This window comes from Serratia sp. LACPHL-BACT-2024-00286 (assembly GCF_043109535.1).
Taxonomy (GTDB): domain Bacteria; phylum Pseudomonadota; class Gammaproteobacteria; order Enterobacterales; family Enterobacteriaceae; genus Serratia; species Serratia sarumanii.
Window position 1 is genome coordinate 550,965 of sequence record NZ_JBICNA010000004.1, and the last position, 25,695, is coordinate 576,659.

Below are 25,695 nucleotides of genomic sequence, written 5' to 3' on the forward strand. Positions count from 1 at the left end.
CGGGTTGCCGGACAACCTGTTAGGATTAGCCTCTTTTTAACGGAGCCTACCATGAACAAACAGCCTGAAGACTGGCTCGACGATGTCCCGGAGAATGAAAACGAGGACGATGACGAGATTATCTGGGTCAGTAAAAGTGAGATTAAACGTGATGCCGAAGCGCTGAAAGACCTGGGGGCCGAAATGGTCGATCTGGGCAAAAACGCGCTGGATCGCATCCCGTTGGACGAAGATTTGCGCGCCGCCATCGAGCTGGCGCAGAAGATCAAGAAAGAGGGTCGTCGCCGTCAGCTGCAGCTGATCGGTAAGATGCTGCGCGCCCGCGATATCGAGCCGATCCAGACCGCACTCGACAAGCTGAAAAACCGCCACAACCAGCAGGTTTCGCTGTTCCACAAGCTGGAAGCGCTGCGCGACCGTCTGGTGGAAGAAGGCGATGACGTGATTCCGTCGATCCTGGATCTGTATCCGGCCGCCGATCGCCAACAGCTGCGTTCACTGGTGCGCAACGCGCAGAAAGAGAAGGCCGCCAACAAGCCGCCTAAGGCTTACCGCCAGATCTTCCAATACCTGCGCGAGCTGGCCGAAGCGGCCGACTAAGCGCCGCCGCCCTCCCGGGATGAACCCGTTTCATCCCCGGTGATGGGCCGGTTCGCCGCTGCTTTCGCGGATATTGAAACGCAGGCTGCCTTCCAGCTCTTCTTCCGCCTCTTCAAACAGCAGAATGATCGCGCCGAAACGACGCTTGCTGCGGGCATTCAGGTGAGTGAACTCGATTTCCACCGGCAGGCCGATATCGCCGGTCACCACGTCCCACAGCGCGTCGAGGTTGGCGCCAAACCCCTCGTCCAGCGCAAACTTGTGCGCGAAATCGCGGTAGAAGGTCGGCACATCCTGGATCTGTTCGAAATCAAACTCTACTTTTGCCATCAAACTCACTCCACACGAATGAAGTTTTTGTAATGGTCGCGCGTGACGAAGGTCAGACCGTCGCTCGAATACAGCAGGCGATCGGCGCCGCGCCGGCCACACTGATAATTGATGTCCGCTTCGCGCCAGACCCGGCCGCCGGCGCTCGGCAGTTGCCCTTCACGGTTAGAGAACCGATCGCCGCCGATCGCCTTGCCCGGCAATACCGCACAGAGGTTGCCTGAACGCGGATCCCAGCCCTGCTCGCGCGCCTGCTTCTTGGTGACGTAATAGCCCGGCAGCCGCTGATGCTGCTGCAGGTAACTCACCACCGTTTGCTGCTGCGTGAGCCGATCGATGCTCTGCTGCTGCCCCGCCGGCGCCACCGCTGCGTTGCCGTCGATCGCACGGTGCTCGTTGCCGCGCAGCGCGCTGAAGACGGCGATGACCACGGCGATGACAATCGCCAACAGAATCCGCTTGTTCATGACATTCCCTGAAATTATGCCGCCGAAGGCACCGCAGCGCCCCCAGGCTAGTTAGCTATATAGTCGACCTGGATGAAACTAAGATGACCGGCACGTCACATTTTCGCGGCGGTAAGAGTTTCATCCATTCATGACAATGATGCCACTTTCCAGCCGCTCTGGCACTCGGAGTCGCTCTGAAAACGGGCCGCCCCACATGAGACGGCCCGCCGTGCCAGGCGCTGCTTTCAGTATAGTCGGGGAAGGCGCCACACAACGCGGCGCAACAGGCGGGAACGCATCAATCGATCAAGGCGTGGCGATAGCGATGCAGCATGTCGGCCAGGCGCTTCACCGGCCCGGTGACGCTGAGCGGCGCCTGATTGTCTACCAATTTTTGCTGGTACTCGTTCATTTCACCCAGCAAGCGATCGTAGTAATAGGCGCGCTTGACGTCGTTTTTGGCCGAGACCACCCGATCGGCGGTGCTGCGGATCTGGCGGTGGAAAGCCGACAGCTCTTCACTGACCGGAATCTCCGCCCGCTGCATCCGCTGGTGGGCGATGATCAGGTTCAGCGCCAGACGATATTTGGCGATGTCGTTCGGGAACATCATCAGCAGTTGGTTAAGCTGCTGATACAACGCAGGCAGGTGGTTCTGCCGACGGCGCGCTGCCTTGGTGGTCAGCGCCGACACCGCGCTGCTGACGAACTGGTTGAGCAACGTGCGGCCGGTGCGTTCGCGCGAATTGTCGCGGATCAACAGCAGCACCATCAGCCCGACGCAGCTGCCGAGGAACTGGCCGAGCGCTCCGTCGAGAAACTGGGTGACGTTGAACTCCATCGGGTTGCTCAACACCAGAATGTTGATGGTCCCCGCCAGCAGCCCCAGCGAACCGAGCCGCCGCTTCTGCACCTCGATGCCGATGAAGAACGCCAGCAGGCCGAGGCTGAGACACAGCAGCAAAATGCTCTGCTGCGTCGCCGGCAGGATCACCATGAAGAACAGGGAGCCGACCGGGATCGCCGCCAGCATGCCCAGCACGAAATCCATCGCCACCATGCGCGGCGCCGGGGTGCGCATCGCCAGCGAGGTGATTACCGCAATGATCACCATAAAGCCGCTGCCGGACGTCCAGCCGGTCCACAGCCACAGCAGGCAGCCGAACGCCGTGGCCACAAAGGTGCGCAGGCCGTTGATCATCGCATGATGCCCTTCCGCCGAGGTCGGCTTGACCACGGTTTCATTGCTCAACACGTCCTCTTCCACCGCGCTGATGCTACCGTTGGTGTGTACGCCCTTCGACAGCAGCAGGTAGCGCGTTGCCGCGCCGACCCAGCCGGTGAGGGTCGGCAGCGTTTCTTCGGAGCGATGCGTGGTCAGCACCTGGCGCAACAGCTTCATGCGCCTGTGGATCTCCTGCGGGGTTTCCGCCGGCACCATCAGTTGCTCCCGCAGGCTCGCTTGCAGCACGTCCGGATGATTCACCAGGATCAGGTAGGTTTCGCAAGCCTGGGTAATCAGCGTCAGCGACAGGGTATGCAGCGCCTTCACCCGGCGATTGACCTTCTGCCAGCGCGAAGACTCCATCATCAGGTTGTTGCGCATGCCGTCCAGCGCCGTGGTGCTCTTCACCAGATTGCTCCAGGCGCGGTCGATGTCTTCTTTGTCGGCGTTGCTGATGCACATCTGCATCAGGCGATATTGATCCACCAGCAGCTGATCCACCGCCCGATCGATATCCTGCTTGATCGAACGCGGCGAGAACAGCAGATCCGCCAATACGGCGCTGACGATCCCCAGCACGATCTCGCTGCAACGCTCGATGGCGAACTGCGGCGCTTCCAGCAGATGGGCCTCGCTGGTGGCGACCGTCACGATGATGATCAGCGCGGTATAGCCGGCCAGGCCCCAGGCGTAGGAGTTCTCGACCTTGATCAGTGAAGAGAGCCAGGTGCAGAAACCGGCCCAGATGCAGCACAACAGCAGCATCACCACCGGCGCGCGGGCGGTGGTGATGATAATGAGCAGGCCGACGAAGCAGCCGATAAAGGTGCCGATGATGCGCAGCCAGCCGCGGTGGCGGATGGCGCCGGAGAAGGGTTCACCGCCGGCGGCAAAGGCCGGGCCGGCGGCGACGATGGCGGCGGTCATCGCCGACCAGCGCGGGGTTTCCAGATTGAGATGGAAGCCGACGAACAGCGCAAACACAATCGCGAAGCTGAGCTTGAAGGCGAATCTCAGCCGGATAAAGGTTGGGCTGTTCATTAGCCGAACTCACGCAGCCGGTGCATCAGGCGCACAAAAGGCGAGCCGCTGTCGGCATTGCGATCGTTCTTGCCGACGATCACCACGGTGGCGGTGGTGCCGGCCGGGTACGGATGCTGTTGATCCTTGGCGTCCAGCAGGATCTTCACCGGCACGCGCTGCGCCAGGCGCACCCACTCCAGGTTGCTGTCGATCGAGGCCAATCCTTTGTTGTTCACCGTGCTGCTGCTGTTGTTCACCGCCGCCGCCACGCTGTCGACGGTGCCGTGCATGATGCGGTTGCTGCCGAGCGGGGTGATCTCCGCGCGATCGCCCTTATTCAGGCCGTTCAGTTTGGTTTCCTCCAGGTACGCCAGGATGTAGAAGGAGTCTTTCTTCACCAGCGCCACCGCCACCGAACCGCGGGTGATGTATTCGCCGGCGTGTACGCTGAGGTTGGTGATCCAGCCATCGGCCGGAGCGCGCACCGTGGTGCGTTCCAGATCCAGCTGCGCCAGCTCACGCGTCGCCACGGCCTTCGCCAGCTGGTGTTGCACGGTCTGCAGCGAGTTGTTCGACTGGTCGATTTCTTCCTGCGACATCGCCTGCACGCCCAGCTTCACGCGGCGGCCGGCCTCGCGCCGCTTTTCCGCCGCCAGCGTCTGATAGTAGGCGACGTCGGCACTGGCTTCCGCCAGCGCCTGCTCATAGCGCGGCCGATCGACCACGAACAGCACCTGGCCTTTCTTCACCAGCTGGTTGTCCACCACCGGCACGTCGGTCAGCAGGCCGCTGACGTCCGGCGCGATCGCCACCACGTCGGCGGTAAACTTGGCGTCACGCGTCCACGGCGACTCGGTGTAAAACACCCAGGCCTTGAATACCGCGACGATGCCCAGCAGCACAAGAATCAAAGTGATCGCGATTCGGGTTATTTTTATCGAAAAATTTTTCACAGCGACCTCAAACAAAAAGACATGAAATCAGATAAAACAAGCAGCAATACAGCGCGGTGTTAAACAGCGCCGGATGCCAGACAAAATCGTAAATCCCCGTCGGCTGCAGCAGGCGGCGCAAGAGGAAAAACAGCGCCAGCGACACCAGCAGCTCGAAAAACACCGGCGGAAACGACAGTCCGAAGATGACCATAACCGGAAGCAAACTCATCACTTTTTCCTTATTGTTCACTGCGCCGGGGAAAGACAGGTCTCGCCATTCACATTCTCTTTACATTTTAGCGTGCGCGCGCCACAAATCTTGACCAGGCAGCTTGTCCAGGTCACGAACCCGAAAAAAGGTTAAACTTTGGGGCAGACATCCACGACAGGGATTGCGAGGGTGCCGGAGGAGCGGCAGGATTGCGTTGCCGATCGCTCTCGCACGTTGGTAAGGTCTATTCACCCGACCACGTTATATTAGCCTGCTTACTATCAAGGCATCAACAATCTGTGATCTAAATCACTTTTAAGCCAGAGTGAATAATGGAAAGATTAAAACGGATGTCGGTATTCGCCAAAGTGGTTGAGTTCGGGTCGTTTACCGCGGCCGCGCGCCAACTCGGCATGAGCGTTTCATCGATCAGCCAAACCGTCTCGAAACTGGAAAATGAGCTGCAGGTCAAGCTGTTGAACCGCAGCACGCGCAGCATCGGCCTGACCGAGGCCGGCAAAATCTACTATCAGGGCTGCCGACGCATGCTGCAGGAAGTCAGCGAAGTGCATGAGCAGCTGTATGCGTTTAACAATACCCCCGCCGGCACGCTGCGCATCGGCAGCTCATCCACCATGGCGCAAAACGTGCTGGCGAACATGACCGCCGAGATGATGAAAGAGTACCCTGGCCTGACGGTCAACCTGGTGACCGGCATTCCGGCGCCGGATCTGATCACCGACGGGCTGGATCTGGTGATCCGCACCGGTGAGCTGCAGGACTCCAGCCTGTTCTCCCGCCGCCTGGGGCAGATGCCGATGGTGGTGTGCGCCGCCAAAAGCTACCTCAGCCAGCACGGCACGCCGCAAAAGCCGAGCGACATGGTCAACTTTTCCTGGCTCGAGTACAGCGTGCGGCCCGACAGCGAATTTGAACTGATGTCGCCGGAGGGCATCACCACGCGCATTTCCCCGCAGGGGCGCTTCGTCACCAACGACTCCTCCACCATGATCCGTTGGCTGAAAAACGGCGCCGGCATCGCCTACGCCCCGCTGATGTGGGTGATCGAAGAGATTAAGCGCGGCGAGATCGAGATCCTGTTCAAAAGCTACCATTCGGATCCGCGGCCGATCTACGCGCTCTATACCGAGAAGGACAAACTGCCGCTGAAGGTGCAGGTGTGCATCAACTACCTAACCGACTATTTCGAACGCGTGGCGGCGGTCTATCAGGGCTATCGTTGAGCGGCGCTCAAATAGCGGTGCGCCAGCGCGCCCAGCAGTATCAACGCCAGCATGCCGAGGCCCCACAGCAGCCAGACGGCGTAGCCGGCCCAGTTCAGCAGCAGAGGAAAATAGCTCGCCAGCCCGCTGCCCAGCTGTTTCAGCCACGGCAGCCAGGCGTCCAGCACCGCCTGCGGCACCAGGCTCAGCGCGCCGTTCACCGGCAGCGATGCGCCGCCGGCCGCTTCCGCCAACGCCGGGAGCCAGGCCAGCACGCCGGCTACGCCCCAGGCCAGCAGCGTCCATAGCGCCATGGCGCCCAGCAGCAGCGCTAGCGTCCAACCGCCCCGGTTCACGGCACACCGCCGCCGCACTGCGGGCAAAAGCGGCTGCCCGACGGCAGCGGCGCGGCGCACTGGCCGCAGGTGGCGCTCAGCGCGGCAAACGGCTGACCGCAGCGGTGGCAATAACGCGCGCCCGATTTATTCACCGCCTGGCATTCCGGACACTGCGGCCCCGGCTCGCCATGCTGGTTATAGCGGTTGCCATGATGCCCGCCGCCGTGGCCCGCGCGCTGATGACCGCGGTTAATACCGCCTTGCCCCAACAACCTTTTCAGTAAGCTCATCCCGCCTCTCCTCTGTGCATTGACGCTGACCCTCACTGTAAACCCTGGAGTAACCTCTAGGGTAAAGCCCGGCGAGCAGGCTTTACGTTTCATTACATCGTAAAAGTGGCAAGGCTTTGATGCCGCTAACAAAAGCACCATCGGCATTATCCCACGCCGCCACGCTGCGTTATGCTGCGGGAACCTCTCCCTGCATCAGGAATAACCATGAAAAAAATCATACTGGACTGTGACCCGGGGCATGACGACGCCATCGCCCTGCTGCTGGCCTGGGGCAATCCGCAGATCGACCTGCTGGCGGTCACCACCGTGGTGGGTAATCAGACGCTGGACAAAGTGACGCGCAACGCGCTGGCGGTGGCGCGCATCGCCAATATCACCGGCGTGCCCTTCGCCGCCGGCTGCCCGCGCCCGCTGGTGCGCAATATCGAAGTGGCGCCCGATATCCACGGCGATTCCGGCCTCGATGGCCCGGTGCTGCCGGAACCTCACCTGCAGTTGGACTCGCGCCACGCGGTGGATCTGATCATCGATACGGTGATGGCCCACCCGCCCGGCAGCGTAACGCTGGTGCCGACCGGCGGCCTGACCAATATCGCCATGGCGGTGCGCAAAGAGCCGCGCATTGCCGAGCGGGTCAAGGAAGTGGTGCTGATGGGCGGCGGCTACCATGTGGGCAACTGGAGCGCGGTGGCGGAGTTCAATATCAAAATCGATCCCGAGGCGGCGCACATCGTGTTTAACGAAAAATGGCCGCTGACCATGGTCGGGCTGGATCTTACCCACCAGGCTTTGGCCACGCCGGCAGTCTGCGCGCGTATCGCCGCCCTCGGCACCCGGCCGGCCGCCTTCGTCGGCGAACTGCTGGCATTCTTTGGCCGTATGTACCAACAGGCGCAGGGCTTCAGCGCCCCGCCGGTACACGATCCTTGCGCCGTCGCCTACGTGATCGATCCGAGCGTGATGACGGTGCGCAAAGCGCCGGTGGATATCGAACTCACCGGCACCCTGACGCTGGGCATGACGGTCGCGGACTTCCGCGCGCCGCCGCCGCCGGACTGCCACACCCAGGTCGCGGTCAAACTGGATCAGGATAAATTCTGGGATCTGGTGGTGGATGCGCTGGAACGGATTGGCGAAGTGGAGTGAGGTCTGTGAAGCGTGGATTAACGCGCTTTTACAGGCGCGTTAATCCGTCTTGCGGCACAGCAACAGGGATAGGGGGATCATCACCCCTTTATTTCCACAGTAACAGAACAATCTTAATAAAATGGAGTTAAATAAAATTTAAAAACAACCAATAAAAAACAAGAAGAATCTTAATAAAAACAAATACAGGCTCAATAAAGAAAATATAAAATAAAAATAAAAAACAGCGGTAAATAAAACCACGATCGCCGTGCCGTCATTGGCAACAACGATTTAACAAGAAAATGCTTATCTTATTGGCTACATCGCCGGTCGACCCAGGCGTTCGTTGTCGCACACACGGCGTTTTACTACGCACAAAAAACCCCAATATTTTGATTTAAATGCAAAAATAAAATAAAAGATTAAAAATTGACTGGAGCAAGATGAATTTGAGAAAATGACAACCCTGTTTTTTCAAACAAATAAAACCCCCTTTGCAGGCAACTGAAATACGGCTTACCCCTTTTTATATAAACCGTCCCCGCGCTCACAGGGGAAAAACTTATTTATCGCTTCAGCAGGAAGTCTTTTCAATTTCCATAAAAATTTTAGGTATTGAAGCTTCAACGAATTTAAACACAAGGATAAGGATAGGGAATCCTAATAACATGCATTCAATGAACGATATCGAAACATGGCAGGTTCACCATGACCGATAAAACCGCCATTAACGCACCGGCGATCGCCGTGCTGCCCCTGCTGCTGATCTGGATGGCGGTGATCCTGCCGTTTTATCACCCCAACATGGGCGGCGGCGGCCTGGCGCTGCCGCAAAACATTCTGGCCTGGAGCGCCATGGCGCTTACCGTCCTGATGGCGGCTTGCGTCATCTGCATCGGCCGCACCCGCCTTTTGCTCACCCCCACCGCGCGTCTGTTATTCTTCGGTATCGTGGTGCTGGCGCTGCCGCTGCTGTATACCCGCCCCGAGTGGCGCGAAGATGCCCTGTGGCGCTGCGCCGGTTTGCTCGGCGGCTGGCTGTTCTATGTCGCCTGCCTGCAGCTGCGCCTCTCCGCCCGGCAACGCGATCTGCTGCTGTACGGCCTGCTGTTCGCCGTAAGCGTTCAGGCACTGCTGGCGGCGCTGCAGCTGTTCGCCCCCGCGCTGGCCTGGGTTGCCCACAGAGGCAGCCGGGTCTATGGCGTCTTTCAGCAACCAAACGTGCTCGGCAGCTTTATCGCCACCGGGCTTGCTTTGGCACTCTGGCTGCTGCTTGCCCCCCTCTGCGCGCCGACGCGGCGGCGGCAGCTCCCGCTGCTCGCCCTGCTGGCCGCTTTCTCCGCCCTGCTGGTGCTGATCCAGTCGCGCGCCGCCTGGCTGGGCGGCGCCCTGGCGGCGGCGTTGCTGCTGTGGCGTTTTGCCCGTCAGCGCCCAGGCGCAAGCCGCTGGGCCGGCGGCGCGCTGCTGCTGGGCGTGGCGATCGGTACTACGGTGTTGCTCACCGGTTTCGGTCTGGATGGCCGCGCCGGCCTGATCGGGCGGGAGGTTTCCAACAGCGCTCGCCTCACCATGCTGCATGACGTTGGCGCTATGATCCTGGCCAAACCGCTGCTGGGCTGGGGCTACGGCGGCTTTGAATACAGCTTCGCGCACTTCCGTCTGCAGGAAATGCCCTGGCGAGAAGTGCTGGAAGTCGCCGGGCATCCGCACAATGAAATCCTGCTGTGGTGGGTTGAGGGCGGCCTGCCGGCGCTGGCGGGGATCGTTATCGTCCTCGCCGCCGGCGCGCTGCTGCTGAAACGCGCCTGGCAACGGGATCGCGAACAGCCGGGCGGTGCGCGCGTCGGGCTGTTTCTGGTGCTGCTGCCAATGCTGGTACACACCCAGCTGGAATACCCTTTCTATCTGTCTGCGCCGCATTGGCTGGCGTTTCTGCTGCTGCTGGCGCTGCTGGACGGCCAAACCGGCGAGCCGCGCCCGCTGCCGTTCGCTAAAGCCCTGAGCCTGCCGGTGGCGATGGCGGCAGTCGGCATGTTGGTGATGGCGGTCTTCGCCTGGCAAGGGCGCATGGCGCTCACCCAATCGGAGCGCACCATGCTGGCCACCATCGACAGCATCGAGCAGATGCCGCCGCCGGCCGCCTGGATCTACCGGGAGCGCAAAACCTTCGACGAGCAATCTCACGCGCTGCTGGTCTATAACCAAACGCGCGATGATGCCCTGCTGACCGGCTATCGGCAGTGGGCCAATGCCTATCTGCAGCGCCGTATCGACGCCAACGTCTATGCCACGCTGATCATGATTTTGCGTTATCAGGGCGCTCAGGCGGAAGCAGACGCCCGCCAGCGGGAAGCCGCTTTCCTGTTTGCGCGGGATGCGCGGTTTAGGTAGGAAGAATAAGGTGAGAGCGCGTCGCTCTCACCTGTCGTCTTGAGATTAATGCGGCAAAATCGCGCACGTTTTGTCCAGCAGCGATTCTACCGAGGCGCGGTTGCCGACATCCCAGCCGCGCTTCGAGGCCAGCAAGATAAAACCCCGTTGGCCGGCAAACGTGGTCGGGACGACGGCCACGCCATACTCCGCCAGCTGCGGCGGCGACAGATGAAAATAATCCGCAAGATCCTTAATCGGGTAGATGCCCATCGCGGTCGGCTGCATCACGCGGCGGGCATAGTAGGTGTGGCGCAACAGCTTATCCGGCAAGGGGCGCCATTGTTCCTGTATGTAGGGACGTTCCGCCTGCAGCTGGCGCCGCACATCCTCGCGCAGACAGGTCAGGTGAATGTGCAATTGGTTCTGGCTGCGGCCGTAAGCGGAGTTGATCGCCATGCCCAGACTGTCGTCCGGCACCGGCCCGCCATACTCGGCGGCCAGCCGGTAACGCATCAGCCATGCATAGCCAAAATAGTCCGTTCGTTCTCCGGCCAGCAGCAGCGGGCTTTCAATGCCGGAAAGCGGCGCCGTCGGCACCAGAATGAAATGATAGGGATAACGCGGGTTTTGCAGCACGCTAAAGCCCTGCGCTTTCCCCTGCGGCATATAAATCTGCTCACACGGGGCCGGATCGCGCTTTTGCTGATAGTTGGCCATGCAGAGCTTATCGACCACGCCCCACAGCGCATCGGAACGGGCGCAGCCCATCAGGGACAGAACGCCCAGCAACAGCAGCCAACGCCGGGCGGAGAAAGCCCAACGCGCCATCCTCGTATTGTTCCGTTTTTTCGCCACGTCAATTTCATTCCATCACTGGGCGCAGGCGCGCCTGCAAGGGCCGCAACATGGGGAATGGATAAAGGAGCCAGCGCGTGGCCCCTTGAGGAAAGATTACGCCGTGCCGCCGACGGTCAGCGTATCCAGTTTCAGCGTCGGTTGGCCGACGCCCACCGGCACGCTCTGGCCTTCCTTGCCGCACACGCCCACGCCTTTATCGAGCGCCAGATCGTTGCCGACCATCGAGATCTGCTGCATCGCCTCGATGCCGGAGCCGATCAGCGTCGCCCCCTTCACCGGTTTGGTGATGCGGCCCTTCTCAATCAGGTAGGCTTCGGTGGTGGAGAACACGAACTTGCCGGAGGTGATGTCCACCTGGCCGCCGCCAAAGTTCGGCGCGTACAGGCCGTACTCGACGCTGGCGATGATCTCTTCCGGCGTCGATTGGCCCGCCAGCATGTAGGTATTGGTCATGCGCGGCATCGGCAGATGCGCGTAGGACTCGCGGCGGCCGTTGCCGGTCGGCGCGACGCCCATCAACCGCGCGTTGAGTTTGTCCTGCATGTAGCCTTTCAGCACGCCGTTTTCGATCAGCACGTTGTACTGGCCCGGTACGCCTTCGTCGTCGATCGCCAGCGAGCCGCGGCGCCCTTGCAGGGTGCCGTCATCCACCACGGTGCACAGCTCGGAAGCCACCAGTTCGCCCATATGGCCGCTGAACACCGAGGTGCCGCGCCGGTTGAAATCGCCTTCCAGGCCGTGCCCCACCGCCTCGTGCAGCAGCACCCCAGGCCAGCCGGCTCCCAACACTACCGGCATATTGCCGGCCGGCGCCGCCACCGCGCCGAGATTGACCAGCGCCATGCGCACCGCTTCTTTGGCATAGACATCGGCGCGCACGTCGCCGTCGACGGTTTCCAGGAAATAGTCGTAACCGAAACGGCCGCCGCCGCCGCTGGAGCCGCGCTCACGCTTGCCGTCCTGCTCCACCAGCACGCTGACGGAGAGCCGCACCAGCGGGCGAACGTCCGCCGCCAGCGTGCCGTCGGTGGCGGCCACCAACACTTGCTCATAAACGCCGGTGATGCTGGCGTTCACTTCCTGCACCCGCGCATCGGCGGCGCGCGCCACTTTATCGACGCGGTGCAACAGGGCGATTTTCTCTTCGCGCGGCAGGCTTTGCAGCGGATCGAGCAGCGGGTACAGCGCCCGGTAACCGATTTCGCCCAGGGTGTGCGCCCGCCCGTCGCCCTGCTCGCGCACGATGCTGCGCGCCGCCTGGGCGCTCTGCTGCAGCGCATTCAGGGTGATCTGATCGGCATAGGCGAAACCGGTTTTCTCGCCGCTGACGGCGCGCACGCCGACGCCCTGGTCGATATTATAAGAGCCATCCTTGATGATGCCGTCCTCGATCACCCAGGCTTCGTGATAGCTGGACTGGAAATAGAGATCGGCGTAGTCGATACGGCGTTCTGCCAGTTGACCCAGTACCGAGTACAGGTCTTGATGACTCAGCTTGTTGGTAGCGAGTAACTGCTCACTGACAAACGTCAGGCTCATAATGGTTTCACTCTTGATTGGAGGATAACGTGTCAGACGGCGCCGTCAGCGACGTCTGGAATCGGTTGTGCTGCAGCACCGGCATCTGTTGCCGCAGGGGCTGCAGGCTTGTGGTGTCCACGCGCACCTTCAGCGCCGCCACGGCGTCCGGGTTCTCGGCCAGCACCTTGCCCCAGCCGTCGACAGCCAGCGTGTGGCCCCAGGTGCGGCGGGTCGGCCCGTGGCGCCCCACCTGCGCCGGCGCCAGGATCATGCACTGGTTTTCGATCGCCCGGGCGCGCAGCAGGATTTCCCAATGCGCCTCGCCGGTGACCCGGGTAAAGGCCGCCGGCACCGAAATCAGTTCAGCGCCCTGCGCCCGCAGCGCCTGGAACAGCGCGGGGAAGCGCAGATCGTAGCATATGGTCATGCCCAAACGCCCGACCGGCGTATCCACCACCGTCAGATGCTGCCCGTGCTGGTAGGTATCCGACTCGCGGTAGTGGGCGTGCGCGTCGTTGATGTCCACATCGAACATGTGCAGCTTGTCGTAGCGGGCGCGGATCTCGCCCTGATCGTCGAACAACAGGCTGCTGGTGGTGATAAGCTCCGGGTTTTCGCGGCTGATCAAGGGCATCGAGCCCACCAACAACCACACGCCATAGCGGCGCGCCAGTTCGCGCACCGCGTTCTGCAGCGGGCCATCGCCCTGTTTTTCCGCCTGTTGGCGATAGGCTGCGGAGTTGGCGAACAGCAGCGCGTTCTCCGGCGTCATGACCAGTTTTACCCCGGCATTGAGCTGCTTGATCTGCTGTTCAATCTGGGCCAGGTTATCGCGCACCTGATCGCCACTGCACAACTGCAACAACGCAACGTTAGCATTCCTCATGACGCCTTATCCTCCTTTGCCTTACGAAGTACCTCATTGATCTTCGGCTGATCGAGATCGCCGCTGATATGGTAACGAATCAGCGAAATCTTGCTCCACAGCGGCCCCAGCACCTGCGAGGCGGCGAACACTGCCGCGCCGACGATCGGGTTAACGACAAACGCCGTGGCCACGCCGACCGTCGCCGAAATCGCCGGCGCCACCACCGCTTCCATATCGATGCGGCGGCGCGCCAGATCGATCTGGCCACTCATGGCGATATCCGCCGCCAGGCCGTCGATCAATAGATTATCAGTATGCATTATGCCATCTTTCAGCCAGGCGGTGCTGCGGATGGAATCAAAGTAGAAGCCTTTGCCGAAGGTATCGCTGAAATCGAACTGCAGCTTGCGCAGCAAGGCGTCGAAGCTGACCAGTCGCAGCAGCTGGCCGGCGCGGCCGCCGCCCATGCTGTCGATCTCGCCCTTGCCCATTTTGACCTGCAGCGCGCCGCTCAGCGTATTGACCTGCGGCTGCCACGGCGCGCCGCGCCAGTACAAATCGAAGTCCACGTCGTAAGGCGCGCCTTTCAGCGGGATGGTGATGCCGAAGAAGGCGGCGGTTTCATCGATCTTGCCGCCGAGCAGCTTGCCTTTCAGCGAGCTGCGCTCTTCCTGCGCGTTCTGCTTCCACAGGCCGGTGGCGCTCATGCGCCCTTTGCCGGTATCGACCAGGCCGTGATCCAGCGTCAGGGTATCGCCCCGATTGCTCAGATCCGCCTCGACCTTGCCGAGGTTCTGCCCCAGCACCCAGCACGACTTGCAGCGCAGCATCAGCGAAGGCCAGTCGCGGAAGCTGACTTTCTCCGGCGGCGGTGGCGGCGAACCCGCCGCGCTTTTCGTCTCGGCGAACTGCGGGTTGTAGTACAGGTAGTTGATATCGGCGCGCCACGGCCCGCGATCGGCCACCCGCAGGCTGCCGTCCACTTCATCGCTCTTGGCGCTCACCACGGTGGCACCCAGCTGTTTTTCGGCCGACAGCGTCAGCTTATGCCAGGCCTGGCCGCCCAACAGCAGCTGCGGCGTGGTCAGCGCCACGGTGGTGGGGAAGCTGAAACCGCCCACCTGACCGCTGCCGCCGCCCTGTTTCAGCGCCGGCGCCAGCAGCGCCAGCCATTGCTCGCCGTCCAGCGCCGGCAGGTTCAGCGTCATCGACTTGCCGGCCGGCAGCGGCGGCGTGCCGCCACCGTTGGTTTGCCAGGCGGCGCGCGCCAGATTCACCTGTTTTTTGTCGAAGTTCCATTCGCTGTTGAAGCGGTTCTGCTTGCCCGCACTGCCGGTCAACATGAAGCCGTTAAGACCGCCTTTGACCTTGACGCTCACCGGCAAGGCTTCGCCCGGCGCCTTGTCCAACGGCGAAGGTAAGTGACTGCTCACTTTCCTTAGGTCTGCGTCAAGGCCGATATCGTAGCTGGCCGAGCCCTGATGCGGCAACGTGATGGCCACCTGACTCTGCCAGGGCGCGCTGCCGCTGAGCGCATCGGCGGCCTCTTTCGGCAGGCCGGGGAACTTGCCCGGCTGCCAGTCGCCCTTCAGGCCGACGTTGACCTTGTAGTCACGCTCGCCTTCCTGGGTGGTGAAGTTGACCGCCACCGGCTGCCCGAACCAGTTGGCCGACAGGGGGTCGCTCTGCAGGTTGCCGTTGTCGAAGCGGAACTTGCCGCTGAGCTTTTGCAGTTCGCTGTCCAGCGGCTTGATCAGCAACGAATTGTTGTTCAGCGCCACTTCACCGGTGGCTCTGACCTGCTCGCCGTCCAGGGGAATATCGAGATGTAAGCGCCCACTGACATCACCGCCAATCTGCAGCTGATCCAGCGCAGCCCCCAGCGAATCGTGCAGCGGCGTCTGCATGAAGTAGTCGTGCACGTCGCTGCCCGCACCCGCGACTTCGGCGTCGATCAGCAGCCGCTCTTTCAGGTAATCCGGGATCACCGCGCTGATATTTTTGCCCGCCACCTTGCCCAGCCGGGTTTGCGGCGCATGCATCCACAATCCCTCGTTGGCGAAATCGAGGTCGATCGCCAAATCGGTCAGCGCCGGCCAGCCCGGTTGGAACTGGAAAGTGGCGTGGCGCAGCGGCACGAAGACTTCGAACTGCCCTTCGTTCTTACGGTACGGGAAGTGCTGCGGATCGCCGGAATAAATCAGCGTGGCGTTATCCACCCGGCCGCCCTGAATGGCGCCGCTCAGGTAGTCCACCAGATGCTTGCCCATCAGCGGTTCCGGGAAATAGCGCCAGGCCTCGGCGCCGTCATACAGGCGGATGCCCGCCAGGATATTCAGCCACGGATCGCCCTTGGCCGGCTGCTGATAACGGAAATCGCCGTTGACCCACAGCGACTTCGCCTTGACGTCCAGCCCCTGGCTCGCCAGCTCCCAGCCTTGATCGTTGTAACGCCAGGTCAGCGCGCCGCGCGCGCTGCTGATTTCAAGCGGCGCACGGAACATATCGCCGTAAGGCAAGGTGCTGCCTGCCAGCCCCAGCGTCAGGCGGCCGTTCTCCACCCCGCCGCTCAACGCGCCGGAGAAGTGGTTGACGCCGGGCAGCAGCTCCCAACGCTGCCAGCTGACATCGCGCCACAGCGCCTGGAAACGGCTCTTTTCCGGCTGCTTCAGCGGGATGTCCAGCGCCAAGGCTTCCATCTTCCCCTGCGGCTGCAGATCGTTCCAGCGATCGAGCACGTCCGGGCTGAGGAACGAGAAGGTCGGCAGCAGCGCCGACAGGCGCTCCAGCTGAAGGTTAGTCGCGCGCACCCGCAGCTCTTCATTCTGCGCCGGCCCCATGAACTCGGTGTTTTCCGGCAGCCACAGGGCGGAAAGCGCGCCCTGCGGCCAGGCCTGGCCGTCGGTGCTCAACCGCAGCTGCGGCACGTCGAGCTGCCAACCGGTGCCCTGGCGGCGCAGCGACAGCGCCAGATTGTCCACGTCCAGCCGGTGCTGCGCGGCGCCGGTATCCCAGTTGGCCGCCCCCTGCTTGAGCAACGCATGGCCGCCGGCAATCTCGCCGTTCTGCACCTGCAGCCAGGCCGCCAGGCTGAAGTCGGCGCTTTCCAGCCCGGTGTTGGCGCGCAGCCAGCGGGTAAACCAGGGTTTCATGTCGATATTATCGGCCTGCAGATAGACCGTGCCGGTGTCCAGCAGGCCCTGATTATCGCGCAGGTCCATGCGCAGCTGCACCACGCCGTGCTGGCCGTTCAGCGTCGACAGGCTGATCTGCCCCTCGGCGCGATGGCGCTCGCGGCCGTTAAGCCAGGTCAGTTGGGGAATGTCGAATTCGGCGCGCGCGCCGGCAGGCGTCAGGAATGAGATACGGCTGTCGCGCAGATCGAAATGGTCGAGCTGACGCAGCATCAGATCGCCGATTTTGCCCGGCTCAAGGCCTTCGCCCTGCCGGTCGCCGCCCAGCGTGGCGTTCAGATCGAGGCGGAATTGATAGAAGGTCAGATCGCGGAACTGCCAGCGCCAGTGCAGCAGCGATTGCCACACGTCCAGCGCCAGCGTCACGCGTTCGATATGCACATCGCTTTTGGGCAGCGTGGCGCTCAGGTTGCGCACTTCAAGCTGTGGGCCAAACGTTTCCCAGCTGCCCTGCAGGAAATCCATCTGCACGGGCACGCCGGACAGCTTCTCCACCTGCGCCAGCAGTTGGGGACGGTAGTCGTTCAGCTTCGGCAGCATCAGGCGCAGCCCGCTGATCAGCAGCGCCACAATCACGATTAGGGTGGCGCCTGTTGCTAACAGAATCCCAGGCAGTCGCCTCACGCAGTTCTCCTTGCTCCGCTGCCTGGCAACGGGAATATCTATGCACTGACGGGCCCGGCATGCCGGGCCCTTACGATGTCGGACGGGCTACATCATGACGACGTCGAACTGCTCCTGGCTGTACAACGGTTCGATCTGCACCTTCACCTGTTTGCCGACGAAGATCTCCACTTCGGCCAGCGCATGCGACTCTTCGCTCTTCAGCGCTTCGCCGACCGCCGCGGAGGCGTACACCAGGAAGCGATCGGAATCGTAAGCATGGTGCACGCGCACAATCTCGCGCAAGATCTCGTAGCACACGGTTTCCACCGTTTTCACGGTGCCGCGCCCATTGCAAGTAGGACAATCGTGACAGAGCACATGTTCAATGCTTTCACGCGTGCGTTTACGCGTCATTTCAACTAAGCCTAGCTGAGAGAAGCCGTTGATCGTGGTTTTTACCCGATCTTTACTCAACGCCTGCTCCAGCGAGTGCAGCACCCGGCGGCGATGCTCTTCGTTGTTCATATCGATAAAGTCGATGATGATGATGCCGCCCAGGTTACGCAGCCGCAGCTGGCGAGCGATGGCCTGCGTCGCCTCAATGTTGGTATTGAAGATGGTTTCGTCGAGGTTGCGGTGGCCGACGAAGGCACCGGTGTTGATGTCAACGGTGGTCATCGCCTCGGTCTGATCGATGATCAGATAGCCGCCGGACTTCAGCTCCACCTTACGCTCCAGCGCGCGCTGGATCTCGTTTTCCACATCGTACAAATCGAAAATCGGCTGGCTGCCGGTATAGAGCTCGAGCTTGTTGGTGATGTCCGGAATGTACTCGCCGGTAAACTCCACCAGCAGATCGTGCGTCAGCCGCGAATCGACGCGGATGCGATCCAACGCCGCGCCGGCGAAATCGCGCAGGATGCGCTGCGCCAGCGCCAGCTCGCCGTACAGCTTGTATTTGGTCTGGTTGCGCTTCTTGCGCTCCATCACCTTGGTCCACAGCCGTTTGAGGAACGCGGCGTCCTGCGCCAGCTCTTCCTCGCCGATGCCTTCCGCCGCGGTGCGGATGATAAAACCGCCCAGCTCGTCGCAGTGCGGCGCAACGATGGCTTTCAGGCGCTCGCGCTCGGCTTCGCTTTCAATGCGCTGCGAAACGCCGACGTGCGCCGCGCCCGGCATGAAGACCAGATAGCGCGAAGGCAGCGTGATGTCGGTGGTCAGGCGCGCGCCCTTGGTGCCGAGCGGATCTTTCACCACCTGCACCATCAGGTCTTGCCCCTGGCGCACCAGCTCGGCGATGTCGCGCACGTGGAAGTTTTTCCGCTCGTCGCCGGCGACGCATTCGGTATGCGGCATGATGTCGGAGGCGTGCAGGAAGGCGGCCTTGTCCAGGCCGATGTCGACGAACGCCGCCTGCATCCCCGGCAGGACGCGGCTGACGCGCCCTTTATAGATGTTGCCGACGATGCCGCGTTTGGATTCGCGTTCGATATGGATCTCTTGCAGAATGCCGCCATCGATATAGGCGACCCGCGTTTCAGACGGTGTGATATTAACCAGTAGCTCAGCTGTCATGCCTTCTCCTCAGAGCCGGTCGATAATGGCAGCGCCCATCAACCGGTTCTTACATCACGTAATGCGACAAAATTACTGAGCAGCTCATGTGTTTCGACCAGCGGCAGACCAACCACCGCGTGATAACTCCCGGTTATCGTTCTGACGAAACAACCACCCTTTCCTTGAATTCCATAGGCGCCCGCCTTATCCATCGGTTCGCCCGTAGCAATATAGTCGCGGATATCCTGTTGTGACAGGCTGCGGAACGTCACGTCGGTCACCACCAGCTGGCAGCGCACGTCGTGGCGATCGGCGATCGCCACCGCCGTCATCACCTGATGCTGCTTGCCGGACAGCGCCGCCAGCATTTCCGCCGCATGGGCTTCGTCGCGCGGCTTCTCCAGCACCCGGCCGTTGAGCACCACGATGGTGTCGGCGCCCAGCACCGGCCGATCTTCCTGCGCCAGCGCTACGCCGGCTTTGGCCTTGTCCTGCGCCAGGCGGCGCACATAGGCTTCGGCGGCTTCGCCTTCCCGGCGCTGCTCTTCGGTATGCGTCAGCAAAATGTCGAACGACACGCCGAGCAGGGTCAGCAGTTCACGTCGACGTGGGGAGCCGGAGGCCAGATAAAGCGAAGTCATTGAGATACCCTTACTGTACGGCGAACTGACGGCGGATTTTGCGCATCAACAGGAATAACCACGGCCACAAAATGCCGTTTACCACACTACTCCAGAACACCTCTGGGCGGAAAGAGACGTTGATCACTAAAAACTCAGCCCAGAACACCACCACGTCCATCGACAGCGACAGCAGCACGACGATCAGCGCCTGTTGCCACAGCGCCATATTGCGGAACAGTTGGAATTTGAACGCCACCAGATAGGCGATGATGCCCAGCGCCAGCGCGCGCACGCCCAGCGTAGAGCCGAGGATCAGATCCATGATCAGCCCCAGCACGAAGCCGGTGCCGACGTTGACCCGGTGCGGCAAGGCCATCACCCAGTAGATCAGGATCAGCACCAGCCAGGAAGGCCGGAACATGTAGATTTGCTCCGGCCACGGCATGATTTGCAGCACCAACGCCACCAGGAACGACAGCCAGATTATCCAGCGCCCGTGGCTGCGGTAGCTGTTCATGGCACCACTCCCGCCGCGGCAGGCTGAGCTTGGGGCTGGACAGAGGCCGGAGCCGCGGTTTGCGGCGCCACCCCGGTGGCCGGAGCCGGCAGCTGCGGCCCGACGGAGCCGGCAGGCGGCAGCACCTGCGGCATCATCTGCATCAGGCGTTCATTGGCCACGCGGTGCACTTCGTCCGGCGGCAGCGGCATGTCGCCGTTGCGATCGGCGCCCCACAGCAGCAGCAGGTAGCGCAAGCGCTGCAGACCGGCGGTCGGCCGCGCCTGAATCACGGTGTAAGCGCGCTGGTTATCGACCTTGACCGAGGAAACCACCGCCACCGGATAGCCTTCCGGGAAGCGGCCGCCGAGGCCGGAGGTGACCAGCACGTCGCCAACGCGGATATCGGTGTTGTTCGGCAGGTGCTCCAGCTGCAGATCGTCGGCGCAGCCGCTGCCCGCGGCGATCACCCGAATATCGTTGCGCAGCACCTGGATCGGCAGCGCGTGCGAGGCGTCGCAGATCAGCAGCACGCGGCTGGTGACTTTCGCCACCGCCACCACCTGGCCGACCACGCCCTTGTCGCTGATCACCGGCTGGCCTTCATAGACGCCGTTGTCCGACCCTTTGTCGATCACCACCTGATCGCTGTAAGGATCGGAGCCGGTGGAGATCACTTGGGTGACCATCTTGTGTTCGTCCTGGCGCAGCGGAGAACCCAGCAGCTCGCGCAAGCGGGCATTTTCCTGCTTAAATTGGCCAAGAAGAAGAATATCGCTGTTTTTCAGCAGCAGTTCCTGCCGCAGAGCGCGGTTTTCCAGCTCCAGCTGTTGGCGGGTGGCCAGCGTTTCTGACACGCTGTCCAAAACTTTACGCGGCCCGTTGGCCAGAAAATAGAAAGGGCTGACTGCGGTGTCCATGTAGTTGCGTATCTTCACGAACGTGCCGAGCCGGCTGTCGGCAACGATCAGGCCAATGGCCGCAATCACCGCCAAAAAAAGTCGCAGTTGCAGGGAAGGCCCCCTGCTAAAAATCGGCTTCATAAATTATGCGAGTTCCTCGACAACAGAAAGAGGAACCGTACCCGATTCTCGCTGTGCGCATTCATCCGATACGATTCCTCCTTCCAGGGGCTGACTATTCTTCGCTGAACAAATCGCCGCCGTGCATGTCGATCATTTCCAACGCCTTGCCGCCGCCGCGCGCCACGCAGGTCAGCGGATCTTCCGCCACCACGACCGGGATGCCGGTTTCTTCCATCAGCAGGCGATCGAGGTTGCGCAGCAGCGCGCCGCCGCCGGTCAATACCATGCCGCGTTCGGAAATGTCGGAGGCCAATTCTGGCGGGCACTGCTCCAGCGCAACCATCACCGCGCTGACGATGCCGGTCAGCGGCTCTTGCAGGGCTTCGAGGATTTCATTGGAGTTCAGGGTAAAGCCGCGCGGTACGCCTTCGGCCAGGTTACGGCCGCGGACTTCGATTTCGCGCACTTCATCGCCCGGATAGGCAGAACCGATTTCGTGCTTGATGCGCTCGGCGGTCGCTTCGCCGATCAGCGAGCCGTAGTTGCGGCGCACATAATTGATGATGGCTTCATCGAAGCGGTCGCCGCCGATGCGCACGGAAGAGGAGTACACCACGCCGTTCAGCGAGATCACCGCCACTTCAGTGGTACCACCACCGATATCCACCACCATGGAACCGGTCGCTTCGGAGACCGGCAGACCAGCGCCGATCGCCGCCGCCATCGGCTCTTCAATCAGGAACACTTCACGCGCGCCGGCCCCTTGGGCGGACTCGCGGATAGCGCGGCGTTCAACCTGGGTCGCGCCGACCGGCACACAGACCAGCACGCGCGGGCTTGGGCGCATGAAACTGTTGCTGTGAACCTGTTTGATAAAGTGCTGCAGCATTTTTTCGGTCACGAAGAAATCGGCGATCACGCCGTCTTTCATCGGGCGAATAGCCGCGATGTTGCCGGGGGTGCGGCCCAGCATCTGTTTGGCGTCATGACCGACGGCCGCGACGCTCTTTGGGGAGCCGGCACGATCCTGACGAATGGCAACCACCGAAGGTTCATTCAGTACGATGCCTTGCCCTTTAACATAAATCAGGGTATTGGCGGTACCCAAGTCGATGGACAAGTCGTTGGAAAACATGCCACGAAATTTCTTAAACATAACGAAAGGATAATCCTGCAAGCTGGGGGCGGAAAATAAAATCCGCCTACTTTACCAACCACACGAAGCAGCGACAAGGCGCAAAAACGTTCTACTTCGGTGAAAAATAGTCTGTATTGTTTCTGCTCGAATGCACGGAAATTGGATGAGGCCTGAATTCCCTGAACAAAGGCTCAGTTTACCACCCTGTCAACGCACGAAACGGCGTAACACAGCTCATAAAATCTAACATATTCCCTGATTGCCGCCGATGGTAAGCACCTACCAACGCCAACCAGATAAAAGCTGACAAGAGCCTATCTCAAATAGGCGTCGTTGTCGCAGGCAGATTGGAGAAAACTCCAAAATGACGGGTGACATGGCCCAGATGGATCCGGCGCTCATTCTACGTCAATTTTTGTCCGGCAATCAGCTTAAACGCGATAACGACGTGAATATTTTTTACGCCCCGCGTCGATCGGTTCCGGCGGCGCGAAAAAGTCGCCCTGCCCGCCGTGGATCCCGCGCTCTTTCAGCGTCTGCCACTCGTTGCGCGTGCGTACGCCGGCGGCGAACACCTGCGCGCGCGTGCCCGCGCAGGCGCCGGTCAGGCTCTGCACGAACAGCTGGTTTTCGTCCCGTTTATCGATGCTCCGCACCAACCCCGGGTGGAGCTTGACGATCTCCACCTGCAGCGACTTGATATAGGACGTACTGACCACGGTTAAACCCGCTTTGGACACCGCGAGGCGGCAGCCCAGCCCTGACAACAGCCTCAGCACCGGACGCAAACGGTCGATATGTTGACACACATCTGCCTCCGCAAGTTCAATCAGAATTCGCCGACGTTGACTTTTTTCGCACTGCAGCAATGTATCGCGCAGCCAGCGCTGGAAAGAGCGCTGCAAAATCGAGTCCACGCACAGCGGAAACGCCAGCGTTTCCTCGGGCCACTGCGTCAACAAGGGAATGATGCGGCTCACCTGTTGGCGATCGTAACTTTCCGCCAGCCCGAGCTGCTGCACCAGCGGCATATATTCCGCCGGCAGCAATTCCTGGGTGCCGTCATAGATCCGGCTCATGATCTCGCGATGGTGCACCTCGCCCCCCACGGTCACCGCCGGTTTCTGATACAGCCGCGGGCCGCCGCGCGCCAGCACCTGTTCCAGCAGCGTGCGCCATTTGACGCTGCCGCGCCCCTTTTCCGGCACCTGACTGTCGTACACATACCACCCGTTTTCGCCCTGCAGCGTAGCGTGGCGCGTCGCCTGCTCCGCATAATCGATCACCTGCTCGGTGGTTTGACCGCTGCGGTACGCCACGATGCCGATGTGCAGGAAGGCCTCGCGGTCGATCAGCGCCGTGGAAGGCAAGGCATCGATGGCGTTGACCAGCTGTGAGGCGATGCCGTCGGCCTCCTTCAGGGTTCGATGCGGCAACAACACGGTAAAATCGCTGTGGAAGTAGCGCGCCAGCAGCGCCGACGGATAGCGCATCACGAAGGTAGACAGCAGATTGACCAGCGAATACATCAGCTCCTGCACCGCCACGCTGCCGTGCGTCTCGCGCAGGGTCTCGAAATCGGGCAGCCGCACCATCATCACGATGCCGTGCGAGCCTTCGTCTTCCAGCTGAGTGGTCAACTGGTTATCGAAGAACAGGCGATTATTCAGCCCGGTTTTGGCGTCCTGCGCGGCAAAGGCGCGGATCAGCGTATCGACCCGGCTGCGCTCTTCCCGCGCTTCCGCCAGATCGGCCAGCAGGCGGTCGAGCGCGCCGCTGACATTGGCCGGCCACTCACGCACGTCGCCCTGCATGACGTTTTCACGCTCGCCGTTCAGAATGCGCCGCGCGCGGCGTTCCAGACGATCTTCGCCGTCGGCCTGCTCACGCAGCCAGCGCAGGCTGAACAGCAAAACCACCACCATCACGACGATCGACAGCGTGACGGCGGCGGTGGATTGCAGCGTGCGCACGTCGCTGGCGAAGGGGTCGCGGTAGGTGATGTGCAGCGTGCTGCCCGGATGCTGCAACAGGGGACGCGAGACCTGACGATAGCCGTTCAGCGCATCCCAGTGCTCTTTTTCCTGCGTCGGCAATTGATAGTCGAGCAGTTGGCTGCTACCGGCCTCTATGCGGATCGACACGATGCCGAGCGTGCGCATGACGATCGGCAACCATTTTTCCTGCTCCTGCGGCGGCTCGCTCAGCATGGCTTGATCGAGAGTGGTGACCAGCGAATCCAAGCGGCGCTCCTGGCGATCCTGGGTAACGTAAAAGAAGCTGTATGAGCATCCCATCAGCATCAAAAACATCGCCAGCGCGACCAACAGAGTGATCAATGCAGAGAGTTTGGTGGTAAATCGCATCCCTGTGCCTTGTCCGCTATGGTTAAGTGAGTGTTCACCCTTTAGCTAAAAGGGGCCGTCCAACCCTAACAAGCCTTGCCGAGGAATTAAACCTGCAAGCGCCATTTTTGTCCTTTATCAGGACTTGGGCCGCTTATTATGCATATAGTCAAATAACTGTGATTCAGCCATTGAATAGAAAAGTGTAAACGAGAGGAAGAGTGACATGCGTGCACTGTTATTGGAACAACAAGACGACCAAACTCTGGCTCATATCAAAGATATCGACAGCGATCGGTTGCCGGAAGGCGATGTCACCGTCGACATCAACTGGTCCAGCCTGAACTACAAGGACGCGCTGGCGATCACCGGCAAAGGCAAGATCGTGCGCAACTTCCCGATGGTGCCGGGCATCGACTTCGCCGGCACCGTGCGCCACAGCCGCGACGATCGCTTTAAAGAGGGGCAAAGCGTGGTGCTCACCGGCTGGGGCGTGGGCGAACACCACTGGGGCGGGTTGGCCGAGCAGGCGCGCGTCTCCGGTGAGTGGCTGGTGCCGCTGCCGAACGGCCTGGATGAGCGCAAGGCGATGATCATCGGCACCGCCGGCTTTACCGCCATGCTGTGCGTGATGGCGCTGGAGGAAGGCGGCGTGCACCCGGACGACGGCGATATCCTGGTCACCGGCGCCAGCGGCGGCGTGGGCAGCACCGCCATCGCCCTGCTGGCGGCGCTGGGTTACCGGGTGACCGCCATCAGCGGCCGCGACAGCAATACCGACTACCTGAAAGCGCTCGGCGCCAAAGAGGTGATGCCGCGCGATGGCTATATCGACATGCCGCGTCCACTGGAGAAACAGCTGTGGGCCGGCGCGGTGGACACCGTCGGCGACAAACTGCTGGCGCGGGTGCTGGCGCAGATGAACTATAACGGCACCGTCGCCGCCTGCGGCCTGGCGGGCGGTTATCAACTGCCGACCACCGTGATGCCGTTCATTCTGCGCAACGTGCGCCTGCAGGGCGTGGATTCGGTGCATACGCCGCTGCATCGCCGCCAAACCGCCTGGGAACGGCTGGCCGGCATTCTGCCGGACAGCTTCTATCAGCAGGCCACGCACGAAATCTCCCTCGAGCAGGCGCCGGCCACCGCCGCCGCGCTGTTGAACAACCAAATCACCGGCCGCACCCTGGTGAAAATCCGCTGACCTTCTCCCCCCGGCGACGGGGGGATCGCCCGCTTCTGCGAAATTTCATATTTTCCTGCGTCCCCTCGCTTCCGGCCGCCTTTAGCGCCATGCTTATTTCATGGAGACCCGTTAGCCGCTCGCAGGCGGCGG

General features: G+C 61.4%; 22 protein-coding genes. 5 read left to right on the forward strand and 17 right to left on the reverse strand.

The window, feature by feature from the left end; translation table 11 throughout:
- Positions 1-51: 51 nt before the first annotated feature.
- Positions 52-600 (forward strand): ribosome biogenesis factor YjgA, encoded by a 549-nt coding sequence (yjgA, locus tag ACF8MC_RS15325; protein WP_004936968.1) that lies wholly within the window; start codon positions 52-54, stop codon positions 598-600.
- Between the two features lie 30 nt (positions 601-630).
- On the opposite strand, the gene ACF8MC_RS15330 is transcribed toward yjgA, so the two are convergent.
- From ACF8MC_RS15330 to aaeX, 5 genes are all read right to left on the reverse strand, one after another.
- On the reverse strand, positions 631-930 hold the full coding sequence (locus ACF8MC_RS15330) for a barstar family protein (protein WP_004936963.1): 300 nt from the start codon (positions 928-930) through the stop codon (positions 631-633).
- Between the two features lie 5 nt (positions 931-935).
- Complete coding sequence (locus tag ACF8MC_RS15335; protein WP_164105332.1) at positions 936-1,397, reverse strand: ribonuclease domain-containing protein; 462 nt, start codon at positions 1,395-1,397, stop codon at positions 936-938.
- Positions 1,398-1,677: 280 nt separating this feature from the next.
- Positions 1,678-3,645, reverse strand: a complete 1,968-nt coding sequence (gene aaeB / locus ACF8MC_RS15340; RefSeq protein ID WP_049234171.1) for a p-hydroxybenzoic acid efflux pump subunit AaeB — start codon at positions 3,643-3,645, stop codon at positions 1,678-1,680.
- Positions 3,645-4,580 carry a p-hydroxybenzoic acid efflux pump subunit AaeA gene (gene aaeA / locus ACF8MC_RS15345; RefSeq protein ID WP_164105334.1) on the reverse strand — a complete coding sequence of 312 codons (936 nt, stop codon included), beginning with the start codon at positions 4,578-4,580 and terminating at the stop codon, positions 3,645-3,647. The genes aaeB and aaeA overlap by 1 nt, the downstream gene beginning before the upstream one ends.
- A gap of 7 nt (positions 4,581-4,587) precedes the next feature.
- Positions 4,588-4,791, reverse strand: a complete 204-nt coding sequence (gene aaeX / locus ACF8MC_RS15350) for a p-hydroxybenzoic acid efflux pump operon protein AaeX (RefSeq protein WP_004936952.1) — start codon at positions 4,789-4,791, stop codon at positions 4,588-4,590.
- Between the two features lie 314 nt (positions 4,792-5,105).
- Here aaeX and aaeR point away from each other — a divergent pair, with 314 nt between their 5' ends.
- Positions 5,106-6,017 carry an HTH-type transcriptional activator AaeR gene (gene aaeR, locus ACF8MC_RS15355; RefSeq protein ID WP_033636163.1) on the forward strand — a complete coding sequence of 304 codons (912 nt, stop codon included), beginning with the start codon at positions 5,106-5,108 and terminating at the stop codon, positions 6,015-6,017.
- On the opposite strand, the gene ACF8MC_RS15360 is transcribed toward aaeR, so the two are convergent.
- Positions 6,008-6,352, reverse strand: coding sequence for a hypothetical protein (locus ACF8MC_RS15360; protein WP_049234169.1), 345 nt, complete (start codon positions 6,350-6,352; stop codon positions 6,008-6,010). The genes aaeR and ACF8MC_RS15360 overlap by 10 nt on opposite strands.
- A complete protein-coding gene (locus tag ACF8MC_RS15365) occupies positions 6,349-6,624 on the reverse strand; it encodes a zinc ribbon domain-containing protein (RefSeq protein WP_033636165.1) in 276 nt (91 codons plus the stop codon). Before ACF8MC_RS15365 ends, ACF8MC_RS15360 begins: the two co-directional genes overlap by 4 nt.
- A 207-nt stretch (positions 6,625-6,831) precedes the next feature.
- Here ACF8MC_RS15365 and ACF8MC_RS15370 point away from each other — a divergent pair, with 207 nt between their 5' ends.
- The gene (locus tag ACF8MC_RS15370) at positions 6,832-7,773 is read left to right on the forward strand and encodes a nucleoside hydrolase (RefSeq protein WP_033636166.1); all 942 of its coding nucleotides are present in this window, start codon (positions 6,832-6,834) and stop codon (positions 7,771-7,773) included.
- A 690-nt stretch (positions 7,774-8,463) separates the two neighbouring features.
- Positions 8,464-10,146 (forward strand): PglL family O-oligosaccharyltransferase, encoded by a 1,683-nt coding sequence (locus tag ACF8MC_RS15375; RefSeq protein ID WP_164105336.1) that lies wholly within the window; start codon positions 8,464-8,466, stop codon positions 10,144-10,146.
- A 45-nt stretch (positions 10,147-10,191) separates the two neighbouring features.
- Here the strand turns inward: ACF8MC_RS15375 and ACF8MC_RS15380 are convergent, their stop codons facing one another.
- The 10 genes from ACF8MC_RS15380 to csrD form a co-directional block, all read right to left on the reverse strand.
- Complete coding sequence (locus ACF8MC_RS15380) at positions 10,192-10,956, reverse strand: CDP-diacylglycerol diphosphatase (protein ID WP_164105338.1); 765 nt, start codon at positions 10,954-10,956, stop codon at positions 10,192-10,194.
- A gap of 123 nt (positions 10,957-11,079) precedes the next feature.
- Positions 11,080-12,525: a metalloprotease TldD gene (tldD, locus tag ACF8MC_RS15385; protein ID WP_049234162.1), complete on the reverse strand. Its 1,446-nt coding sequence runs from the start codon at positions 12,523-12,525 to the stop codon at positions 11,080-11,082.
- A 7-nt stretch (positions 12,526-12,532) separates the two neighbouring features.
- The gene (nit1, locus tag ACF8MC_RS15390; RefSeq protein WP_033636170.1) at positions 12,533-13,393 is read right to left on the reverse strand and encodes a deaminated glutathione amidase; all 861 of its coding nucleotides are present in this window, start codon (positions 13,391-13,393) and stop codon (positions 12,533-12,535) included.
- A complete protein-coding gene (yhdP, locus tag ACF8MC_RS15395; protein ID WP_041036855.1) occupies positions 13,390-17,193 on the reverse strand; it encodes an AsmA2 domain-containing protein YhdP in 3,804 nt (1,267 codons plus the stop codon). The genes nit1 and yhdP overlap by 4 nt, the downstream gene beginning before the upstream one ends.
- An 87-nt stretch (positions 17,194-17,280) precedes the next feature.
- A complete protein-coding gene (gene rng / locus ACF8MC_RS15400; RefSeq protein ID WP_016930237.1) occupies positions 17,281-18,750 on the reverse strand; it encodes a ribonuclease G in 1,470 nt (489 codons plus the stop codon).
- 38 nt (positions 18,751-18,788) lie between these two features.
- Positions 18,789-19,373, reverse strand: a complete 585-nt coding sequence (locus tag ACF8MC_RS15405) for a nucleoside triphosphate pyrophosphatase (protein WP_048321988.1) — start codon at positions 19,371-19,373, stop codon at positions 18,789-18,791.
- Positions 19,374-19,383: 10 nt separating this feature from the next.
- Positions 19,384-19,872, reverse strand: coding sequence for a rod shape-determining protein MreD (mreD, locus tag ACF8MC_RS15410; protein ID WP_004936918.1), 489 nt, complete (start codon positions 19,870-19,872; stop codon positions 19,384-19,386).
- A complete protein-coding gene (gene mreC / locus ACF8MC_RS15415; RefSeq protein WP_033636173.1) occupies positions 19,869-20,894 on the reverse strand; it encodes a rod shape-determining protein MreC in 1,026 nt (341 codons plus the stop codon). The genes mreD and mreC overlap by 4 nt, the downstream gene beginning before the upstream one ends.
- 94 nt (positions 20,895-20,988) lie before the next feature.
- The gene (gene mreB, locus ACF8MC_RS15420) at positions 20,989-22,032 is read right to left on the reverse strand and encodes a rod shape-determining protein MreB (RefSeq protein ID WP_003855260.1); all 1,044 of its coding nucleotides are present in this window, start codon (positions 22,030-22,032) and stop codon (positions 20,989-20,991) included.
- A gap of 413 nt (positions 22,033-22,445) precedes the next feature.
- On the reverse strand, positions 22,446-24,380 hold the full coding sequence (gene csrD / locus ACF8MC_RS15425; RefSeq protein ID WP_033636174.1) for an RNase E specificity factor CsrD: 1,935 nt from the start codon (positions 24,378-24,380) through the stop codon (positions 22,446-22,448).
- Positions 24,381-24,585: 205 nt separating this feature from the next.
- Here csrD and ACF8MC_RS15430 point away from each other — a divergent pair, with 205 nt between their 5' ends.
- A complete protein-coding gene (locus ACF8MC_RS15430; protein WP_047570383.1) occupies positions 24,586-25,563 on the forward strand; it encodes an MDR family oxidoreductase in 978 nt (325 codons plus the stop codon).
- Positions 25,564-25,695 lie beyond the last annotated feature (132 nt).